At 71.4% G+C, this 19,698-nt stretch carries 20 protein-coding genes and 1 pseudogene; 8 read left to right on the forward strand and 13 right to left on the reverse strand.

Annotated features, from left to right (window positions below):
- Nucleotides 1–37 precede the first annotated feature (37 nt).
- From ACTWOL_RS29090 to ACTWOL_RS29120, 7 genes are all read right to left on the reverse strand, one after another.
- Complete coding sequence (locus ACTWOL_RS29090) at nt 38–739, reverse strand: phosphoadenylyl-sulfate reductase (protein ID WP_474299789.1); 702 nt, start codon at nt 737–739, stop codon at nt 38–40.
- Nucleotides 736–915: a hypothetical protein gene (locus ACTWOL_RS29095; RefSeq protein ID WP_474299790.1), complete on the reverse strand. Its 180-nt coding sequence runs from the start codon at nt 913–915 to the stop codon at nt 736–738. Before ACTWOL_RS29095 ends, ACTWOL_RS29090 begins: the two co-directional genes overlap by 4 nt.
- The gene (locus ACTWOL_RS29100) at nt 912–2,609 is read right to left on the reverse strand and encodes a nitrite/sulfite reductase (protein WP_474299791.1); all 1,698 of its coding nucleotides are present in this window, start codon (nt 2,607–2,609) and stop codon (nt 912–914) included. The genes ACTWOL_RS29095 and ACTWOL_RS29100 overlap by 4 nt, the downstream gene beginning before the upstream one ends.
- Before the next feature lie 125 nt (nt 2,610–2,734).
- Nucleotides 2,735–2,818 carry a putative leader peptide gene (locus ACTWOL_RS29105; protein ID WP_361290638.1) on the reverse strand — a complete coding sequence of 28 codons (84 nt, stop codon included), beginning with the start codon at nt 2,816–2,818 and terminating at the stop codon, nt 2,735–2,737.
- A gap of 209 nt (nt 2,819–3,027) precedes the next feature.
- On the reverse strand, nt 3,028–3,597 hold the full coding sequence (locus ACTWOL_RS29110; protein ID WP_474299792.1) for a GNAT family N-acetyltransferase: 570 nt from the start codon (nt 3,595–3,597) through the stop codon (nt 3,028–3,030).
- A 156-nt stretch (nt 3,598–3,753) separates the two neighbouring features.
- Nucleotides 3,754–5,037, reverse strand: a complete 1,284-nt coding sequence (locus ACTWOL_RS29115; RefSeq protein ID WP_474299793.1) for a helix-turn-helix domain-containing protein — start codon at nt 5,035–5,037, stop codon at nt 3,754–3,756.
- 262 nt (nt 5,038–5,299) lie between these two features.
- Complete coding sequence (locus ACTWOL_RS29120) at nt 5,300–6,958, reverse strand: acyl-CoA dehydrogenase family protein (RefSeq protein ID WP_474299794.1); 1,659 nt, start codon at nt 6,956–6,958, stop codon at nt 5,300–5,302.
- A gap of 17 nt (nt 6,959–6,975) precedes the next feature.
- Here ACTWOL_RS29120 and ACTWOL_RS29125 point away from each other — a divergent pair, with 17 nt between their 5' ends.
- Both ACTWOL_RS29125 and ACTWOL_RS29130 read left to right on the forward strand, forming a co-directional pair.
- Complete coding sequence (locus tag ACTWOL_RS29125) at nt 6,976–8,163, forward strand: YihY/virulence factor BrkB family protein (protein WP_474299796.1); 1,188 nt, start codon at nt 6,976–6,978, stop codon at nt 8,161–8,163.
- Nucleotides 8,164–8,320: 157 nt separating this feature from the next.
- Nucleotides 8,321–8,863, forward strand: a pseudogene (locus ACTWOL_RS29130) (DUF6597 domain-containing transcriptional factor); the annotation flags it as partial.
- A gap of 53 nt (nt 8,864–8,916) precedes the next feature.
- Here the strand turns inward: ACTWOL_RS29130 and ACTWOL_RS29135 are convergent.
- The gene (locus ACTWOL_RS29135) at nt 8,917–9,378 is read right to left on the reverse strand and encodes a VOC family protein (protein ID WP_474299797.1); all 462 of its coding nucleotides are present in this window, start codon (nt 9,376–9,378) and stop codon (nt 8,917–8,919) included.
- Between the two features lie 241 nt (nt 9,379–9,619).
- On the opposite strand from ACTWOL_RS29135, the gene ACTWOL_RS29140 reads away from it, so the two are divergent.
- The 3 genes from ACTWOL_RS29140 (at nt 9,620) to ACTWOL_RS29150 (ending at nt 12,189) form a co-directional block, all read left to right on the forward strand.
- The gene (locus ACTWOL_RS29140; RefSeq protein ID WP_474299798.1) at nt 9,620–10,354 is read left to right on the forward strand and encodes a response regulator transcription factor; all 735 of its coding nucleotides are present in this window, start codon (nt 9,620–9,622) and stop codon (nt 10,352–10,354) included.
- Between the two features lie 148 nt (nt 10,355–10,502).
- Nucleotides 10,503–11,468: a sensor histidine kinase gene (locus ACTWOL_RS29145; RefSeq protein ID WP_474301282.1), complete on the forward strand. Its 966-nt coding sequence runs from the start codon at nt 10,503–10,505 to the stop codon at nt 11,466–11,468.
- A gap of 379 nt (nt 11,469–11,847) precedes the next feature.
- Nucleotides 11,848–12,189, forward strand: a complete 342-nt coding sequence (locus tag ACTWOL_RS29150) for a hypothetical protein (protein ID WP_474299799.1) — start codon at nt 11,848–11,850, stop codon at nt 12,187–12,189.
- Here the strand turns inward: ACTWOL_RS29150 and ACTWOL_RS29155 are convergent.
- The 3 genes from ACTWOL_RS29155 to ACTWOL_RS29165 form a co-directional block, all read right to left on the reverse strand.
- Nucleotides 12,164–12,727 (reverse strand): cupin domain-containing protein, encoded by a 564-nt coding sequence (locus ACTWOL_RS29155; RefSeq protein ID WP_474299800.1) that lies wholly within the window; start codon nt 12,725–12,727, stop codon nt 12,164–12,166. The two genes, ACTWOL_RS29150 and ACTWOL_RS29155, sit on opposite strands and share 26 nt — an antisense overlap.
- Nucleotides 12,724–13,947 carry a cytochrome P450 gene (locus ACTWOL_RS29160; RefSeq protein WP_474299801.1) on the reverse strand — a complete coding sequence of 408 codons (1,224 nt, stop codon included), beginning with the start codon at nt 13,945–13,947 and terminating at the stop codon, nt 12,724–12,726. The genes ACTWOL_RS29155 and ACTWOL_RS29160 overlap by 4 nt, the downstream gene beginning before the upstream one ends.
- 70 nt (nt 13,948–14,017) lie before the next feature.
- Nucleotides 14,018–15,103 carry a type III polyketide synthase gene (locus tag ACTWOL_RS29165; RefSeq protein WP_474299802.1) on the reverse strand — a complete coding sequence of 362 codons (1,086 nt, stop codon included), beginning with the start codon at nt 15,101–15,103 and terminating at the stop codon, nt 14,018–14,020.
- 217 nt (nt 15,104–15,320) lie between these two features.
- On the opposite strand from ACTWOL_RS29165, the gene ACTWOL_RS29170 reads away from it, so the two are divergent.
- On the forward strand, nt 15,321–16,604 hold the full coding sequence (locus ACTWOL_RS29170; RefSeq protein ID WP_474299803.1) for a cytochrome P450: 1,284 nt from the start codon (nt 15,321–15,323) through the stop codon (nt 16,602–16,604).
- A 6-nt stretch (nt 16,605–16,610) separates the two neighbouring features.
- Entirely contained in the window at nt 16,611–16,838 is a 228-nt protein-coding gene (locus ACTWOL_RS29175; protein ID WP_474299804.1) for an acyl-CoA carboxylase subunit epsilon, read from the forward strand.
- Between the two features lie 369 nt (nt 16,839–17,207).
- Here the strand turns inward: ACTWOL_RS29175 and ACTWOL_RS29180 are convergent, their stop codons facing one another.
- On the reverse strand, nt 17,208–18,167 hold the full coding sequence (locus ACTWOL_RS29180; RefSeq protein ID WP_474299805.1) for a hypothetical protein: 960 nt from the start codon (nt 18,165–18,167) through the stop codon (nt 17,208–17,210).
- Complete coding sequence (locus ACTWOL_RS29185) at nt 18,164–19,177, reverse strand: SPFH domain-containing protein (RefSeq protein WP_474299806.1); 1,014 nt, start codon at nt 19,175–19,177, stop codon at nt 18,164–18,166. Before ACTWOL_RS29185 ends, ACTWOL_RS29180 begins: the two co-directional genes overlap by 4 nt.
- A 138-nt stretch (nt 19,178–19,315) precedes the next feature.
- On the opposite strand from ACTWOL_RS29185, the gene ACTWOL_RS29190 reads away from it, so the two are divergent.
- Nucleotides 19,316–19,675: a DUF488 domain-containing protein gene (locus ACTWOL_RS29190; RefSeq protein WP_474299807.1), complete on the forward strand. Its 360-nt coding sequence runs from the start codon at nt 19,316–19,318 to the stop codon at nt 19,673–19,675.
- Nucleotides 19,676–19,698 lie beyond the last annotated feature (23 nt).

Genomic DNA, 19,698 nt, shown 5'->3' on the forward strand with positions numbered 1-19,698 from the left:
AGGGTCGGCCCGGTCGGTTCTCGGTCGGTCGTCGTCATCAGCCGTGCAGCCCGCACTCGGTCTTGCCGCGGCCCGCCCACCGGCCGGCGCGGGCGTCCTCGCCCTCCAGTACGCGGCGGGTGCAGGGGGCACAGCCGACGGAGGCGTATCCGTCCATCAGCAGCGGGTTGGTGAGCACGCCGTGCTCGGCGACGTACGCGTCCACGTCGTCCTGCGTCCAGCGCGCGATCGGCGAGACCTTGACCTTGCGGCGCTTCTCGTCCCAGCCGACGACCGGGGTGTTCGCCCGGGTCGGGGACTCGTCACGGCGCAGGCCCGTCGCCCAGGAGTCGTAGCCGGCGAGGCCCTCCTCCAGCGGCTTCACCTTGCGCAGTGCGCAGCACAGGTCGGGGTCGCGGTCGTGCAGCTTCGGGCCGTACTCGGCGTCCTGCTCGGCCACGGTCTGCCGCGGCGTGAGCGTGATGACGTTGACGTCCATCACGGCGGCCACGGCGTCCCGGGTGCCGATGGTCTCCTCGAAGTGGTAGCCGGTGTCCAGGAAGACGACATCGACGCCGGGAAGGACACGGGACGCCAGGTGTGCGACGACCGCGTCCTCCATGGAGGAGGTGACGCAGAAGCGCGGGCCGAAGGTCTCGGCCGCCCAGCGCAGGATCTCGAGGGCGGAGGCGTCTTCGAGGTCCCGACCCGCCTGCTCGGCCAGCGCCTTGAGTTCCGCTCCGGTCTGAACCGGTGTCATATCCCGTCCCCTCCGCCCTGGTCCTGCCGTACGCCCCGGGCGAGCAGCCCGAGGAACTTCAGCTGGAACGCCCGGTTGCACGCCGCGCACTCCCACGCACCATGGCCTTGTTCGCTCGGCCGCAGGTCCTCGTCGCCGCAGTAGGGGCAGTAGAAGGGGGCAGCGCGCTCGCTCACGAGAGGGCCTCTTCCGTCGCACGCGCCGCCCAGGTGGCGAAGCGCTCGCCGTCCACGCGCTCCTCCTGGAAGCGCTTCAGAACACGCTCGACGTAGTCGGGCAGCTCGGCCGAGGTGACCTTGAGACCGCGGACCTTGCGGCCGAACCCGGCCTCCAGGCCGAGCGCACCGCCCAGATGGACCTGGAAGCCCTCGACCTGGTCGCCGTTCTCGTCGAGCACCAGCTGCCCCTTGAGACCGATGTCCGCGACCTGGATACGGGCGCAGGCGTTCGGGCAGCCGTTGATGTTGATCGTGATCGGTACGTCGAACTCCGGGATGCGGCGCTCCAGCTCGTCGATCAGCGAGGCACCGCGGGCCTTGGTGTCGACGATGGCCAGCTTGCAGAACTCGATACCGGTGCAGGCCATCGTGCCGCGCCGGAACGGGGAGGGGGTGACCCGAAGGTCCAGGGCCTCCAGACCGGACACCAGCGACTCGACCTGCGACTCCTCGACGTCGAGCACGAGCATCTTCTGCTCGGCGGTGGTGCGCAGGCGACCGGAGCCGTGGCCTTCCGCCAACCCGGCGATCTTGGTGAGTGTGGCGCCGTCGACCCGGCCGACGCGCGGTGCGAAGCCGACGTAGAAACGGCCGTCCTTCTGCCGGTGCACACCGACGTGGTCGCGCCACTGCTGCACGGGCTGCTCGGGCGCAGGGCCGTCGGCCAGCTTCCGCCGCAGGTACTCGTCCTCCAGCACCTGGCGGAACTTCTCCGCGCCCCAGTCCGCCACCAGGAACTTCAGGCGGGCACGGGTGCGCAGGCGGCGGTAGCCGTAGTCGCGGAAGATCGAGATGACGCCCTCGTACACGTCCGGGACCTCGTCCAGCGACACCCAGGCGCCCAGCCGCACACCGATCTTGGGGTTGGTGGACAGACCGCCGCCGACCCAGAGGTCGAAGCCGGGCCCGTGCTCGGGGTGGTTCACACCCACGAAGGCGACGTCGTTGATCTCGTGCGCCACGTCCAGCAGCGGCGAGCCGGAGATCGCCGACTTGAACTTGCGGGGCAGGTTGGAGAAGGCCTTGTTGCCGACGATGCGGCGCTGGATCTCGTCGATGGCGGGGGTGCCGTCGATGATCTCGTCCTCGGCGATGCCCGCGACGGGTGAGCCGAGGATCACACGGGGCGTGTCGCCGCAGGCCTCGGTGGTGGACAGACCGACGGCCTCCAGGCGGTTCCAGATCTCGGGCACGTCCTCGATCCGGATCCAGTGGTACTGGACGTTCTGCCGGTCGGTGATGTCGGCGGTGCCCCGGGCGAACTCCTCGGAGATCTCGCCGATGACCCGCAGCTGCTCGGTGGTCAGACGCCCGCCGTCGATGCGGACGCGCAGCATGAAGTACTCGTCGTCCAGCTCCTCCGGCTCGAGGATCGCGGTCTTGCCGCCGTCGATCCCGGGCTTGCGCTGGGTGTAGAGGCCCCACCAGCGCATCCGGCCGCGCAGATCATTGGGGTCGATCGAGTGGAACCCGGCCTTCGAGTAGATCGTCTCAATACGTGTCCGCACATTGAGACCGTCGTCGTCCTTCTTGAACTGCTCGTTGCCGTTGAGCGGCGTGAAGTGGCCAACGGCCCACTGTCCCTCGCCGCGGTGGCGTCCGGCCTTGCGGCGGGGCGTGGCGATGGCGGGCTTCTCGGGGGTGGCGGCCATGACGATACGTCCTTCGGGACTGCAGGAGGGCGGCTCTGACCTGCGTGCGGGCAGCACCGATCAGGGGTGTGGCGCAGCGCTGCGCAGGAGTGGGGATATCTCGGGATCGCGGTGGGGCTGTGTTGTCAGCGCACCGGACACATGGCGCTGGACATGCGGCCGAGGTCGACGTGCCGCCGACTCACCAAGGCAATTCCAGCTCGAGACATGACGGAAGCGTGTCACGCTCGTTTGGACTCAGTCCACTTGTATCCAGAATATGGACATCATTGTCCCGCACTGCGAGACGGTGTGTCACCCGTCACCCTTATCGGGGTGCCCTGCCGGGTCGGACCCTCCGAAGGACGACCTATCGGGCCCGGACCTCCGAAGCACGACCTATCGGGCCAGGACCCTCCGAAGGGCTGCCCTGCCGGCCTCAGTCCCGGGCGGCACCGGGCCACGGCCCGGGCGTCCCCGTCTCCGGCTCCTCCTCGACCTTGGTGTCGAACAGGGTGAAGCCGCGACGCAGATAGTTGTCCATCGCGTGCGGACCGTCCTTGGAGCAGGTGTGCAGCCACACCCGCTTCGTCGGCCCCAGGCCCGGCCAGCGCTCGGCGAGGTCCCAGGCGCGCGCGGTGCCGTACGCCAGCAGATGACCACCGATCCGGCGCCCCCGGAACGCCGGGATCAGTCCGAAGTAGACGATCTCGACGACACCCTCGGCCTGCGCCTCGAGCTCGACATAGCCGGCGGGCGTCCCCTTCTCGTACACCACCCAGGTCTCGACTCCCGGCCGGGCCAGCATCTCGTCCCACTGCGCGTACGTCAGACCGAGACGATCGGTCCAGGCGATGTCCCCGCCGACCGCCGTGTAGAGGAAACGGCTGAACTCGGGCGACGGCACCTCGGCCCGCGCGATCCGCACATCGCCCGTGGGCTCGGCGGCCGGGCGCAGATCGTCGGGCGAGGTCTGCTCCAGGGACCACGTGGTCACAGCGATGCTCATGCCAGCCAGGGAACCATGCCAGCGACCCGCCGCCAAACCCCGGCCCGACAGGACGCCCAACCCGGCCCGGCCCGGCTCCGAGCCCCAAGCCCCAAGTCCGACCGGCCCGGGACCGCGGAGGCCGCGGCCCCGCACACCGGGCCGCACCCGGTGGCGCTACGGCGACGAGCGCCGCGCCCCGGCGATGGCAGGCGCGCAAGAGTGAGGCAGCAGATCCGCGGGACGGGCCGGCCGTACGACCTCCACCTCGACCTCCTCGCTGAAGCGGTACGGACGGTGCGCGAGCACCCCCGACAGGGTGCGGCGCACGCGTGACATCTCGGCGCGCACCGTCACCGTGCGCGTGGCGTCGCCGAACACGTCGGCCGCCAGTTCCGCCGCCGTGCGGCCCTGCCGGTGCGTCGCCAGTACGTACAGCAGCTCGGCGTGGCGTGGGCTGAGCTCCTGGGTCCAGCTTCCCGCCGGCCCCGAAACGGCGACCGTCCAGCGGCGGGCACGGCTGAGGTCGAGCACGACCCGGCTCGCCGTCTCCTCCGGTTCCGCCTCGTCGGGCCGCACCAGCCAGCCGCCCGGCAGCGGCTCCACGGTGCACATGCCGAGGGACGGCAGCCACACCCGGCCGGCCCGGAACGACTTGGGCAGCGGCAGCCGGTCCATGGGCGCGATACCGGCCACCGCCGCCGTCCAGCCGTGCGGATCCACGGCCAGGGCCTGGCCCGGCAGCCGGCACAGGATCGGCGCGGCGACCGCACGCAGCCGTTCGATGGTCCGCAGATGCCGCTCCCGCAGTTCCGCCTCGGCCAGCCGGGCCACCGAGGCGACCAGTGCGAGCGTCGCGGGGTGGAAGCTGGACGCCGGGCCGCTGACATCGACGATGCCCAGCAGCGTTCCGTCGCGCGGATCGTGCACCGGCGCCGCCGCGCAGGTCCAGTTGTGCAGGGTGTGCACGAAATGCTCGGCCGAGTGGACCTGTACGGGACGCCGTGCGGCGAGCGCGGTGCCGATGGCGTTGGTACCGGTGGCGTCCTCGCTCCAGGCCGCACCCTCCTCCAGCCAGATGGTGTCGGCCTTGCGTATCACGCCCGCGTTGCCCTGGCGCCACAGCACCCGGCCCTGAGCGTCCGTCACCACCATGATCTGCAGGGAGGCGTCGGCGATCTCGGCCAGCCCGCCGCTGAGCATGTGCATCACCTCGCCGATCACCGTCGCACGACGGCGGTGCTCCAGCTCGTCCGGTGCGAGCAGCACACTGCTGGTGTCCCGGTCGGGGTCGAGGCCGAGCCGGAACATCCGCTGCCAGGAAGCGTCGATGACCGGGCGGGGCGCGATCGGCGGGCGACGGCCGGCCAGGATCGCGGCGCGCACCTGATGGAGCAGACGGGTCGCGTGTAAGGCGTCCATGGCGGCGAGCCGTGTCATGTCGAGAGCCGTGTTCCTCATTCCTACCCCCCGCCTCGGATGGCGCATGCCGACTGATGCGGCCGGAACGGACCGGAGCGGGACCCGTGCCGCGCACCGCCGCCTCCGGGTCCCATCGTGCCGCTCGCGCATCCGCCGGGAGGTGCGGTTCGTATATCTCCCGCGACTGTCTGCAACCGTCTGCAACTCTGGCGAACGACGGTCCGATGTATGAAAGTGACATGAGCAGAGGGTGGTGCCGTGTCGGCGCAGCACCACCCTCGGTTCGTCGCACCGCTCGGCCTCACACCCCGACGCGCGCCCGCTCCACCACCGCCGCCAGATCCAGCCCGTGCGGCAGCGTGCCGAACGCCGCGCCCCAGTCCCCGCCGAGCCGCGAGGCACAGAACGCGTCCGCCACCTCCGGCGGCGCCCAGCGCACCAGCAGCGAACCCTGCAGGACCAGCGCCATCCGCTCCACCAGGCGCCGCGCCCGCACCTCCGCCGTCTCCAGATCGGCCAGTTCGGTCAGCACCCCCTTGATCGCGCCGTCCAGCCGGTGATCGGCGCCCCGGGCCTGCCCGATCTCACGCAGATAGGCGTCCAGTACGCCCGGCTCCCTCCGCAGCGCCCGCAGCACGTCCAGCGCCTGGACGTTCCCCGCGCCCTCCCAGATCGAGTTGAGCGGCGACTCGCGCAGCAGCCGGGGCATACCGGACTCCTCCACATACCCGTTGCCACCGAGGCACTCCAGGGCCTCCGCGGTGAGCGGCGTACAGCGCTTGGTGACCCAGTACTTGGCGACGGGCACCACGAGCCGCAGCAGCGCCCCGTCCATCTCGCTCCCCGCGTCGGCGGCATCGCGGGCCGCCGCCAGCCGCATCGCGAGCGTCGTCGCCGCCTCCGACTCCAGCGCCAGATCCGCCAGCACATTGCGCATCAGCGGTTTGCCGATCAGCGGACCGCCGAAGGCGTTGCGGTACGCGGCATGGTGTACGGCCTGGGCGACGGCCTGCCGCATCAGCGCCGCCGAGCCGAGCACACAGTCGAGCCGGGTCGCCGCCACCATCTCGATGATGGTGCGCACTCCCCGTCCCTCCTCGCCCACCCGGCGCGCCCAGGTGCCGTCGAACTCCACCTCGCTCGACGCGTTCGACCGGTTGCCCAGCTTGTCCTTGAGCCGCTGGATGAGGAAGACGTTCCGGGTCCCGTCGTCCAGCACCCGGGGCACCAGGAAACAGGTCAGACCGCCGGCTCCGCCCGTGCCCTCCGCCTGTGCCAGGATCAGGAAGCCGTCGCTCATGGGCGCCGAGCAGAACCACTTGTGCCCCGTCAGCTCGTACGTGCCGTCCTCGGCCAGCGGGCGCGCCCGGGTCGTGTTCGCCCGGACGTCGCTGCCGCCCTGCTTCTCCGTCATCGCCATCCCGAAGAGCACGCCGGGCTTCTCGGCGGCCGGGCGCAGCCCGTCCTCGTACATCCGGGAGGTGAGCAGGGGCTCCCACTGCGCGGCGAGCGCCGGATCGGTGCGCAGCGCGGGCACCGCCGCGTGCGTCATCGACACGGGGCAGCCGTGCCCGGCCTCCACCTGTGACCACACGAGGAAACCTGCCGCGCGCCGTACGTGTCCGCCCGGCCGCCCCCAGGCGTCCGTCAGCCCCGAGGTGACGGCCTTGCCCAGCAGCCGGTGCCAGGCGGGATGGAACTCGACCTCGTCGATCCGGTTGCCGTACCGGTCGTGCGTACGCAGCACCGGAGGATTCTCGTTGGCCAGCACACCCCACCGCTGCGCCTGCGACGAACCGGCGGTCCGGCCGAGCAGCGCCAGATCCTCCAGAGCCCGATCCAGGAGCTCCGGCGCGAGATGCCGCTCCACCGCCTCGGCCAGCGCACGGTCCGAGGTGAAGACGTCGTACCCCACCAGGGGCGGAGCCTGATTGGTCACTGTGTGGGTGCTGGTCGCCATGCCGATACGGTAAGGAGGTGCAGGCAGCAAACGAAACACCCGAGCGGCGCCGAGCGGGCCGTCTCCACCGGGTCCGGGTCCTCTACCGCAATGTATCCAAGCGGAGGCTGGCCTGGCTGCTGCTGAAGGACACCGTCAACTCGTGCATCGAGTACCGCATCCTGGGTCTCGCCGCCGAAGCGGCGTTCTTCACCCTGCTGTCGCTGCCGCCGCTGATGCTCGGCATGCTGGGACTGCTCGGCTACGTGGACGACTGGACCGACACCACCACCGTCGCCTCGATCCAGGAGAACATCCTCCACGCGTCGGGGACCGTGCTCTCCGACCGCGGTGTCAACGAGATCGCCAAGCCCCTGCTGGAGGACGTCACCCGGGTCGGCCGGCCGGACCTCATCTCCATCGGCTTCGCGATCGCCCTGTGGTCCGGTTCGCGGGCCGTGAACGTCTTCATCGACACCATCACCGTGATGTACGGCCTCGACGGCCAGCGCGGCATCGTGGCCACCCGGCTGCTCGCGTTCCTGCTCTACCTCGTCGCGCTGCTGATCGGCTCGGTGGTCCTGCCGCTCGCGGTGGTCGGCCCGGACCGGGTGATGGAGTTCCTGCCCTTCGGCACGGAAGTCGTCGGCGTCCTGTACTGGCCGGTGGTGATCCTGCTCTCCGTCGCCTTCCTCACCACCCTCTACCACGTGTCGGTGCCGGTGCGTTCGCCGTGGGTCGAGGACATCCCGGGCGCGCTCGTCGCCCTCGCGATGTGGGTGCTCGGCAGCTTCCTCCTGCGGATCTACCTCGCCAGCACCGTCGAGGGCCCCACCATCTACGGCTCGCTCGCCGCCCCCATCGCCGTACTGCTCTGGATCGGCATCTCCGCCTTCGCGGTGCTCGTCGGCGCCGCCGTGAACGCCGCCATCGACCGGGTCTGGCCCTCCGTCACCACGGCGGCCGCCCGCGCCGCGAACGAGCGCGTACGTGCGGCCCACGCAGCCGAGCTGGTGGCACGGGCCCGTGCCGCGGCGGTGGCGGAGAGCGAGGACGACGTTGACGGCGACGACGCGGACGACGACGAGGACGAGGACGACGGGATCGGTGACGACGACGGCGCCATGCCGTCCGAGTTCCCCGAGCGCTGGTCGAAGTTCCTGCCGCCGGACGACGTGAAGTCCCGGCTGCACACCGGGCGGGAGCACCGGCACCACAAGGAATAGGGGTCGGCACATCGCTCGGAGCAGCCGTGAGGTCCTGTGCGGTCGAAGGCCCCTGCGCCCGGACAGCCTTTAGCCTCATGGGGTGTACGAAGAACGTCCCTCGCGGTTGGACGGCGCGGTCGTCTGGAGCCGCAGCGAGTCCGGGGCGGGGCCGGCTATGCCCGTCCTGCCCGACGGGTGCATGGACCTGCTGTGGACCGAGGGCAGGCTGCTGGTCGCCGGGCCCGACACCCGGGCGCACCAGCCGCCCGGGTCCGGTACCGGCTATGCGGGCGTGCGTTTTGCCCCCGGTACCGCGCCCGCCTTCTTCGGGGTGCCCGCGTACGAGCTGAGGGACCGGCGGGTCGACCTCGGCGAGCTGTGGCCCGCCGCGCGGGTGCGGATGCTGGCGGAACGGATCGGGGGTGCGGCCGACCGGGCGGCGGCGCTGGAGGCGGTGGCCCTGGGCCACGCCGTGGACGTCCCGCGGCCCGATCCGCTGCTGAACGCCGTCGTCGCGGGCCTGCGGGCAGGGCGGTCCGTGGCCGCGACGGCCGATGCGGTGGGGCTCGGGGCACGCCAGTTGCACCGCAGGTCCCTGGCCGCCTTCGGTTACGGCCCCAAGACCCTCGCCCGCGTGCTGCGGCTGCAGCGGGCTCTGGCCCTGGTGCGGGCCGGTGCGCCCTACGCCGCAGCGGCTGCCGCCGCGGGCTGCGCCGACCAGGCGCACCTCGCCCGCGAGATGCGGGACCTGGCCGATCTCACGCTCGGCCGCTACGCCGAGCTGGCTGCCGTGTCCTCTGCCGTGTCCGTCGTCTCCGCCTCCGCATCCGCCGCTGAGGGCCGGGTGTTCGGTGCGAACAGCGAGACGCCGGAGCCGTCCGGGTCGAGCACGACGGCATAGCGCTGGCCCCAGAAGGCGTCCCAGGGCTCGAGGTGGCCGCGATGGCCTGCCGCCACCAGGTCTTTGTACAGCGTGTCCACTTCGGTGGGGCTGTCGCAGAGGAAGGCGAGGGCGACACGGTCGCCGCCCGTGGGCCGGGTCCAGCCGGGATCGAAGGACCTGACGGTCTCCTCCGTGTCCCAGAGCACCCTCAGCCCGCTGGGCAGCGTCGCCTCGGTATGCGGCGCGGAGTCGGCCCCGGCGGGGATGTCGAGCCCGAGACGGCGGTAGAAGGCGAGTGAGGCGGCCATGTCGGCGACGACCAGGCCGACGGCGTCGAGTCGTGGAGTCATACGGCCACGGTAGGAGCGCGGCGGACAGCGGGTCTTGTACGAATCGGACGCATCCCGCGCGCCTCTCCTCGCTGCTTCCCGCGTGCGTCGCCTCGCTCATCCGGCGGGCCCGCCCGAAGTGCCGTGCTCGGCGCGCTTGATCCTCGTGAGGTGTCCGGTGGCGGTCACCGCCGTCCGCCGTCATGGATCCGTAAGGGGTGCCGGTGCGCTACCGAAGAAGCGGGCGGATCACACTGGGCTTATGCAGAACATCCTCGTCGTCGACGACGATCCCACCGTCGCCGAAGTCGTCACCGGCTATCTGGAACGCGCCGGCTTCGCCGTATACCGTGCCGCGGACGGCCCGCAGGCCCTGCGTGCGGCGGGGCGGACATGGCCGGACCTGGTCGTCCTGGACCTGATGCTGCCCGGGATGGACGGGCTGGAGGTGTGCCGCAGACTCCGGGGCCAGGGACCCGTGCCCGTGATCATGCTCACGGCGCGCGGGGACGAGGACGACCGCATCCTGGGCCTCGAGATCGGCGCGGACGACTATGTGACCAAGCCCTTCAGCCCGCGTGAACTGGTGCTGCGGGTCGAGTCCGTACTGCGCCGCAGCCGTGCCGCGGCAGCGGCCCCGCGCGACGAGCCGGTGATCGCCGGTGCGGGCATCACCCTCGACCACGCCGCCCGCCGCGCCACCAAGGACGGCCGGGAACTGGGCCTGACGCTGCGGGAGTTCGACCTCCTCGCCCATCTGATGCGGCACCCGGGCCAGGCGATCGGCCGGGAACAGCTGATGCACGACGTGTGGGGCTGGGAGTTCGGGGATCTGTCGACCGTGACGGTGCACGTCCGGCGGCTGCGCAGCAAGATCGAGGACGACCCGGCGAGGCCCCGGCTGATCCAGACCGTCTGGGGCGTCGGTTACCGCTTCGACGTTCCCCGGGAATCCGACGCGCCCGGGGACTCCGGCGTACCCGTGGAAGGGGCCTGACGCCATGAACGACTTCCTGCTCATCGCCCTCTTCGCGTTCCTCGGCGCGGCCCTCGCCGGCCTCGCCGGAGCCTTGGCGCTGAGGCTGCTCAGACACCGGTCGGTCGCGGTGTCGCTGACCGTCGTCGCCGCGGTGACCGTCGTCGCGATGCTCGCGGGGACCCTCGCGGTCGCCCAGGCGATGTTCCTGTCCTCGCACGACCTGAGCGTCGTCACCACGGTGGTCGCGATGGCGGCCGTCGTCTCACTCGCCACCGCACTGCTGCTGGGCCGCTGGGTCGTCGCCCGCAGCCGGGAACTGGCCCTCGCCGCCCGTACGTTCGGCGAGGCGGGCAGCTTCGCCGCACCCGGCGGCGGCGCGACGGCCGAACTCGAGGAGCTGAGCCGTGAACTCGCCGCGACCAGCGAGAAGCTGGCCGCCTCCCGGGAGCGGGAACGGGCTTTGGAGACATCGCGGCGTGAGCTGGTCGCCTGGATCTCGCACGATCTGCGTACCCCGCTCGCCGGGCTGCGCGCGATGTCGGAGGCGCTGGAGGACGGTGTCGTCCAGGACCCCGAGCGGTACTTCCGGCAGATCCGCACCGAGGTCGACCGGCTCAACACGATGGTGGGGGACCTCTTCGAGCTCTCCCGCATCCACGCCGGCGCACTGGCGCTCACACCGACCCGGATCTCCCTGTACGACCTGGTCGGCGAGGCACTCGCGGGCGCCGATCCGCTCGCCCGCGAGCACGGGGTCCGGCTGGTGGGGGACGGGGTCGAGCCCGTACCGGTGGAGGTGGACGGCAAGGAGATGACACGCGTGCTGGCCAATCTGCTGGTCAACGCGATCCGCCGGACACCGGCCGACGGCACGGTCGCGGTGGCGGCGCAGCTGCGTGAGGACAGCGTGGTGCTGTCCGTGACCGACGGCTGCGGCGGTATCCCGGAGGAGGACCTGCCCAGGGTCTTCGACACCGGCTGGCGCGGCAGCCAGGCGAGGACGCCTCCGGCGGGCGCGGGGCTCGGCCTCGCGATCGTCCGCGGCATCGTCGAGGCCCACGCGGGGCGTGCCGACGTACGGAACGTGGTCGGCGGCTGCCGGTTCGAGGTGACGCTCCCGGCCGCGCTGTAGGCGTTCTGTCCCCGGAGGGATCGGCGATAAGCGGACCGGGACGGTCAGAGACGCCTGCGGTGGACAGGGACGGTCAGGGGCTGACGGCGGCTGCCACGAGGCGTATGCCACCGGGGCGGCCGTCCCCTCGCCGGGGCCGCCTCTTCGCCCGGGCGAAGAGGTGTGGGGAGGCCCCGGGCGCTGCCACGACCCGTACGGCTCCTCGGTGAGGCCGGGGTGGGTCGTCCTCGTCGATGTGTCATGTTCCCTTCCGTGCACAGGTGTTGGCGCCCGTATGCGGTACCCGGCGGCCGGCGTGGCTGCTTCGGAGGCCCGTTGTCAGTGGCATGGGGCAGGGTGGACGTGCGCTGTCGCAACCACCCGGGAAGGAAGGCCACCGATGAGTGCCACCACCGTGTTGACGTACCGTGAACGAGCCGCGGCCCAGGCCTATCTGAGGCTGCTGGGCGCCGTGCGCGCGGCGCTCGCCGACCCTCCCGGCTCCCCGCCGCACCCCGGTCCTCCCGGTCCGACCGGCCCTCCCGGCATGTCCGGCCCCTCCGGCTCCTCCGGCCATCGCAGGCCCGTGGAACCGCCCGCCCCCCTGCTTCTCGCCGCCCCCATGGCAGAAGCGGATCAGGCCCTCGCCGCCGCAGGCCTCGCGGGCAACGAGGCGGCCCTCTTCGGCCTGGTGCGGGACCTGCACAAGGCCGGTCTCAGGCGTCGTGCCGCAGGGGCGTGAGCTGCTCGATGTCATAGCGCTCCCGCAGCGCCGCGATCGCCTCGTGGTCGGGCGGGCCGCCCGAGTCGAGGATCTCCAGGAGCTCCTCGAAATAGCGCTCGTGATCGGGTGGCGGCGACGCCTGGAAGAACATCTTCGCCGACTCGCCCAAGCGGTTGGCGAAGGCGTGCGGGCAGCCCGGGGGGACGACGATGACCGTGCCGGGACCCGCGCGCACCGTGCGGCGTCCGGACGGCGACTCCCAGTGGCGCCAGTCGTCGCGTGTCCGCACGCGCGGCTCGAAGGCGAGCACGTCCAGCTCGCCTTCGAGCACGTAGAAGAGTTCCTCACTGTGCGAGTGCACATGGGCCCCCACGTCGAAGCCCGGCGGGACCACGACCTCGAAGCTCGACGCCACGCGCGAGTGCTCGCCCGTGACCTTGAACGTCACCTGCTGGGCCGCCGTGTTCAGCGTGCGGCCCTGGCCCGTGGGCACCAGCAGGCCGTCGGGAGACCGGGCGTACTCGGCGTCGACGGACGCCCGGATGTGCGCGGTCACCAGGTCACCGGCAATCTCTCGGGCCCGCGGATGGCCGCTCCGGGACGCCAGCCCAACTCCTCGGCCGGGACCGCGAGGCGCAGCGGGGGGAAGCGGTCGAGCAGCGTGGACACGAGGAGTTCGGCTTCCAGCCGGGCCAGCATGCCGCCCAGGCAGTAGTGCGGACCGTAGCCGTAGGCCACGTGTGGGTTCGGGCTGCGGTCGAGCACGACCTCGTCGGGCTCCGGGAAGATCCGGGGGTCGCGGTTCGCCGCCAGGTACGAGACGTAGACCGCCTCGCCCGCCTTGATCTCGTGCCCCGCGACGACCAGATCCTCCTTGGCGATCCGGGACAGTCCCACGGACTTGCGGTGCGGGACGTAGCGCAGGAGTTCGTCGATGGCCGTGGGCCGCAGTTCCGGTTCGGCGCGCAATCGGTCCTGGTGCTCCGGACGGGTGAGCAGGATGTAGAGCATGTTGCCGGTGTTGTGGGTGACCGCCTCGCCGCCGATCTGTATCAGCAGGGCGAGACCGACCGCCTCCTTCTCGGTGATCTCGCCCTCCGCGATGGCCGAGGAGAGCAGCGCGGTCACGTCGTCGCCGCCCGTGCCGCGCCGTTGCCGCAGCTGCTCGGTGAAGTACGCGCACATGCGGGACTTCGCCTCCTCGCTGCGCTCGGCGCCCTGGGCCGACGACAGGATGCTGGTGGTCCACTCGTGCATCCGCGGGCGGTCGGACTCCGGGACCCCCATCAGCTCACAGACCACGGCCAGCGGGAACGGGGCGAGGATCCGCTCCGTCACGTCGGCCGGCGGGCCGTCGGACAGCACCCGGTCGACGAGTTGGTCGAGCAGCTTCTGGGCGCGGTCCCGCAGCTGCTCCACCCCCCGGCTGGTGAACGCCGCCGCGACGGCGCGCCGCAGCCGCGTGTGGTCCGGTGGGTCCTCGAACCCGACGGCCCCGGCCACGGGTATGAAGTGCGGCAACAGGCGCGTGACATCGTGCTCGGCGACCGCCTTGCGGCTGAAGCGCGGATCGTTCGTCACCATCCGCACGTCCTCGTGACGCGTCGCGAGCCACGCCCAGCCCTCGCCGTGGGGGAGTCTGACACGGGTCAGAGGACCCTCCCGCATGAGATCGGACAGCACTGGGTCGAAGTCCACACCGGACAGGTCCTGGCCGGGCCAGAAACGGACCGGCGGGCGGGAGTCGCCGGTGGTGGTCGTCGTCTCTTCGTGCATCGTTCGGTTCCTCCGCGGGGCGAGGGCACGACTCCGGCCGTGGCCGGGGCCTGGGGGCGAGGACCAGGGGCTACCGGGCCGTGAACCCTGGCGACGGGGCGGCAAGGTCCGGGACGGTCCAGCGGCCCAGCGTCATCTCCGCGGTGATGCCCGGGCCGAACCCGGCGAGGATGCCACGCGCCTTGTCCTCGGTGCTTCCCTCTTCGAACAGCCGCCGCAGGGCGTCCAGGACGACGGCGCTCGCGATGTTGCCGTACTCGGTGAGCGTCGCCCGGCTGAAGCGGAAGGCCTCCGGCTCCACACCGAGGAACATGCTCAGGTCGTCCAGGATCCGGGGTCCGCCCGCGTGGATGATGTAGAAGTCCAGCGCGGTGACGTCCCAACCGTGCTGGCCGGCCAGTTCCTTGAGCGCCGGCGCCAGCGGCTCCATCGTTCCCGGTACCCGCTTGTCCAGCTTGAAGTGGAAGCCGGTGGCGCGGACGTCGTAGGCGATCCAGTCCTCGGTGTGCGGGACCAGATACGAGCCGTTGCGCTCCAGCGTCACTCCGAGACCGCCCCGGCCGCGTACCACCGCGGCCGCGAGTCCGTCCCCGAAGAGCCCGTTGGACAGGAGGTTGCCGACGCTCACATCGGTGGGCTGGTAGCACAGCGAGCAGAACTCGCAGGCCACGATGAGGGCGTTGGCCTCGGGGTAGGCGGTGCAGAAGTCGTGGGCCCGGTTGATTGCGGCACCGCCGGCGGCACAACCGAGCTGGGCTATGGGCACCTGACGGACATCGGTGCGGAAGTCCATGGTGTTGATCAGCCACGCGGTGAGCGACGGCATCATGAAGCCCGTGCACGACACGAAGATGATCACGTCGATGTCCGCGGCGCGGAGCTCGGCATCCTCCAGCGCCTGCCGTATGACGGCCGGAACGCGGGCTTTGGCCTCGGATTCGTAGAACGCGTTGCGCTCCTCGAAGCCGGGATGTCGCAGCGTCTCTTCGATCGGCCGCAGCAGATGGCGTTTCTCCACCCCCGTGTTCCGGATCAGACGCAGTGCCAGTTGGAGTTCCGGGTGGTCCGCGTGAACGGATTGTGCCAGATCAAGGGTCTGCTCCATGGTGATCACGTGCTCGGGCACGGACACCGCGGGTTTACACAGAGTGGCCATGATGTGCTGCCCCTTCTCTCACCTTTCCTCCAAAAGGATCAGCGACGACATGCCGTCGCGCTCGCCGGGGAATCCCCTCCAGGTTGCGCCGAAAGGGTGATCCCAGGGCGTGTCCGGGCCGATGGCCGTGCAATCGGGAAGGGATGGGGTCCTGGCGGGGGCGCTGTCAGCTCACTGCATGTGGACCGTGTTTGCGCGCGTGTTCACAAACCGGGAGATGAACACGATGACGTCCGAACCCGAGACGGTGGCCGCACCCGGCACCGCTGCCGGGGGCTGTCCCCTGACCGCTGCCGGTCCCCGGCACAGCGGGACGGTCCACGAATGGACCCTGGAGGACTTCCGGGCCCTCGACTTCGACCCGTTTCTGACCGGACTTCTCCGGGACGAGCCGGTCGCCCGCATCCGGCTGCCGTTCGGCGAGGGAAGCGCATGGCTCACCACCCGGTACGAGGACGTCAAGCAGGCGTCGTCGGACCCCCGGCTGAGCCGGACCGCTTTGATCGACCGTGCGGTGACGAGCGGTTCACCGCATGCCATCGCGACGCAGCGCGCGGCACTCAACTACGCGGATCCACCCCGGCTGACCACCATGCGCAGCGTGGTCGCCCGCGCCTTCACCGGCAGGAGCATGCAGCGGCTGCGCCCGACGGCCCAGCGGACGGCGGACCGCATGCTCGACACGATGGAGCGGCAGGGGCCCCCGGCGGACCTGATGGAGCATCTGCACGGCCCCTTCCCGCTGGCCGTCGTCTGCGATCTGCTGGGCGTACCGCAGGACGAGCGTTCCGGGATGACCTCCTGGGCCGACGTCATCATGACGCCGCGCCCGGCTCCCTCACGCAGCCGGGAGGCCCGGAGCACGGTGCGGGACGTCGTCGTCGGCGTACTGCGCCGGCGCCGCACCGAGCCCGGCGACGATCTGGCGGGCGTCCTCGCCGCCGCCGCGGACGCCGGCGAGATCACCGAGGACGAAGCGGTCTCACTGGCGACGGCCATCCTGGTGAGCGGAGCCCACGCGGTGCGCAACAACAGCGCGAACATGGTCTACGCCCTGCTCACCCATCCGGAGCAACTCGCCCGGCTGCGGGCCGCCCCGGGCCTGCTTCCGCAGGCCGTCGACGAACTGCTGCGCTACATCCCGCACCGCAACGGCGTCGGCCTTCCCCGGGTGGCGACCGAGGACCTTGAGATCGGGGGCGTGCGGATCCGGCGCGGCGAGGCGGTCTACTCGTCGTATCTCGCCGCGAACCGCGATCCCGCGGTGTTCGGAGCCCCGGACGTGCTCGACGTCGGCCGCGGACCCATGGCCCATCTGTCGTTCGGCTACGGACCCCACCACTGTGTCGGCGCGATGCTGGCCCGGATGGAGTCCGAGATCATGCTCGGAACGCTGCTGGACCGCTTCCCGCGCCTGGCCCTCGCGGTGCCGCCCGAACACATCGTCTGGCAGCGGGGCGGGCTGATCCGCGGCCCCGAGACGCTGCCGGTGAGTTGGTGAGCGGCCATGATCGATGAGGTATGGATCGTGCACGGGCAGCCCGACGACACCGAACTTGCTGCCCTGATGGCGGTGCTGACCCTGGTGGCGGGCCATCGCGACGGCACCGGTGCGCACGGCGCCGGGATCCGAAGGGCGCACTGGGACCGCGGCTGGGGCGGTGGTCTGCACCCCAGCGGCTCCTGGCGGGTACGGGACAGGACGGTGACGGCGTTCGACCCCGGGAACCGCTAGGGGGTTTCTGATGGATCTCCGTGGAGGAAGGAGCGGCGTCCGGTGCGTGCTCTCGGAGTGCCGGCTGGGAGCCCTCGTACTGGACGTACTTGGGCTTTCGGCCGGTGCGGCGAGAGTGAGTGCCGGGCGTCGCGACGCCGCGGAGATCCGTCAGAAGCCCCCTAGTGCCGTGACCGGATAGGTTCACCGGCTCGCGGCGCCCTGCACGGCGCCTCGCTGCGTTGTCGAGTCACCCGAGTACATCCAGTACAAGGCCGATTCTCCGCCTGGCGATGCACCGCACCGGACGCCGCGAGCTTCCCGGCAAACCTATCCGGCCACAGCACTAGACACGTTCGTTCTCAACGCCCGGCCGTTGCTCCGACCGGGTCACACCAGAAGCCGCAGCGAGGTGTCCGACACGCCCAGCCGGACCGTCTGCCCCCAGGTCAGTTCCAGGGCATCGGACTCCATACCGTCGCCGAAGGCGACCAGCCGGTCGGACTCCACGGTGAGCGACAGCCGTTCGGCGGCGGTCAGGGTGCCTTCCACCAGGGACGTTCCCGTGACGGGCGAAGGCCAGGCCTCCCGTACGTACCAGATCAGCCGGCGCTCGGCGGGCCCGGGCAGCGGCCGGGTGCGGCCCCGCTCCAGCCAGAGCGACCGCAGCCAGCCGGAGGCCCCGGTACCGGTGCCGACGAGGACACCGGACGAGGCCTGCGCCTCGGGCTCGGGCCGGGCACCGGCTCCCTGCGGCGGACCGGTCCGCGCGGGTCCGTCCGGCTGTGCCGGCCCGCCGCGGCGGTCGAGGCCGAGACGGTAGCGGGAGGTCTGGTGGCCGGGCCGGCCGAGATAGATCTCGTTGAGCGCGACGATGCGCTGGGTGTCGTCGGCGACGGCCTCCACCATCGTGAGCTCGTCGGCCGTGCCCCCGCCGGCGACGGCGGCACGCAGCAGCCCGGCGGCGTCCGCTGGCCGGTGCCGTACGAGGACCCCCGGATTGCGGCCGGGGTCGGTGTCGATGCCCACGACCGGCTGGCCCGACAGGTACTTGGCGGTGTTGGCGACCAGACCGTCCTGGCCCACCACGACCACCACGTCCTGCGGGGCGAACAGGAACCGGTCGAGATCCGCGCGTTCCACGCGGGTCTGCCGCCATCGCAGCGGCACGGCCGCGGTGACCTCGCGCAGGGCCCGCAGGGTGCGCCGGTGCCGCTCGACGACCTCCCCGATGCCGCGCCCGCGCGAGGACAGGAAGAACTCGGCCTGCCCATGGCTGCCGTGCCGGGCGAGCAGCTCCTCGTACTCGGTGGTGCGGTGCACAAGGACCGCTCGCGGGGCGAGACTCACCGCTCCTCCGGGCCCCGGCCGCCGCCGAGCCTGGCGAGCAGTCCGGTGAGGACATCGGGCGACAGAGTGATGCTGTCGATGCGGGGCAGGTTTTCGGCAAGACGGGTGACGGCGAGCGCCCGCAGCGTCTCGGGCGAGGTCTCGGAGTGGACCCGCAGCCAGGCCGCCTGCGCCGCGGCCCGCGCCTCGCCCGTCTCGCGCGCGGCCGTGGCCTCCGCCTGGGCCAGCCGGACCCTGCGGGCCGCCTCGGCCCCGGCGAGCACGGCATCGGCGGCGGCGCTCTCCTCCGCCTCACGCCGGGCGTTGGTGCCCTTCTGCTCGACCAACTGCTCTTCCCTGCGCGCGAGTTCGATGCTACTCGCCAGCTCGTTCTCGGCGATGGCCCGTTCCCGCTCGACGGCGACGGCACGCCGCTCATAGGTGGCGCGGTCGGCCTCCTGCTGGATCTGCTCACGTGCGGGAGTGCGCAGCGCGCGCTCGACCTCGGGTTCCGGGCGCAGCGCGATCACCCGTACGGCGACGACCTCGAGGCCGGTGGCCGCCAGCCGGGGTTCGGTGCCCAGCCCGTCTGAGATCCGCTCGCGTACGGCCGTGACCCCGTCCGCGAGGGCCGCGGCGAGCGGAGTGCGCGCCAGTACGTCGAGTGCGTGCTGCTGGGCGGTTTCGGTGAGCAGGGTGGCGATCTGCTCCAGCGGTGTGCCGCGCCAGACACCGGTGTCCGGGTCCACGGAGAAGTCCAGCCGTGTGGCGGCGGTGGCCGGATCGCCGATCCGGTAGGTCACCGTGGCCTGTACCGCGATGTCCTGGAAGTCGTAGGTCCTCGCGTGGAAGGTCATGGCCAGCTCCCGGTCGTCGACCGGGACTTCGGAGAGCGCGGCGGTCAGCGCCCGGTACCAGAAGCTCAGCCCGGCCCCGTCGTGGACGAGCTTGCCGCGGGAGTGGTGGCGTACGTGGACGGTGGGTGCGGAGCGGAGATGGCGCCATCCGAAGCGCCTGGTGATGTCGGCCATGGTGGGACAACCCCCTGTGGTTCTTCTTATCGTCGAGATGACGATATTGCCTCCTTCGATTATCGTCAAGATGACGAGATAAGGGGATGGGAGGGTGACGCGTTTGCGCGGCGTCGCGGTCCGCACCAGGCTGGCGGGATGGATGAGATCACCGTGCGCAGGGTCTACGACGCCCCGGAACCGGACGACGGCACCCGCGTCCTCGTGGACCGGCTCTGGCCCCGGGGCGTCTCCAGGGAACGGGCGGCCGTCGACGAATGGCTCAAGGAGGTGGCTCCCTCCAACGAGTTGCGCACCTGGTACCACAAGGACGCGACCCGCTATGAGGAGTTCGACTCCCGCTATCGCGACGAACTGCGCCAGGGAGCGGCAGCGGCGGCCCTGGACCGGCTGCTCGAACTGGCCAGGGGCGGTCCGATCACGCTGGTCACCTCGGTCAAGGCGATCGAGGGCAGCCATGTCCCCACACTCGTCGACCTGGTGGAACAGGAACGCTAAAACAGGCCCGGTCCGCAAGCGGG

This window comes from Micromonospora sp. IBHARD003, assembly GCF_056106285.1.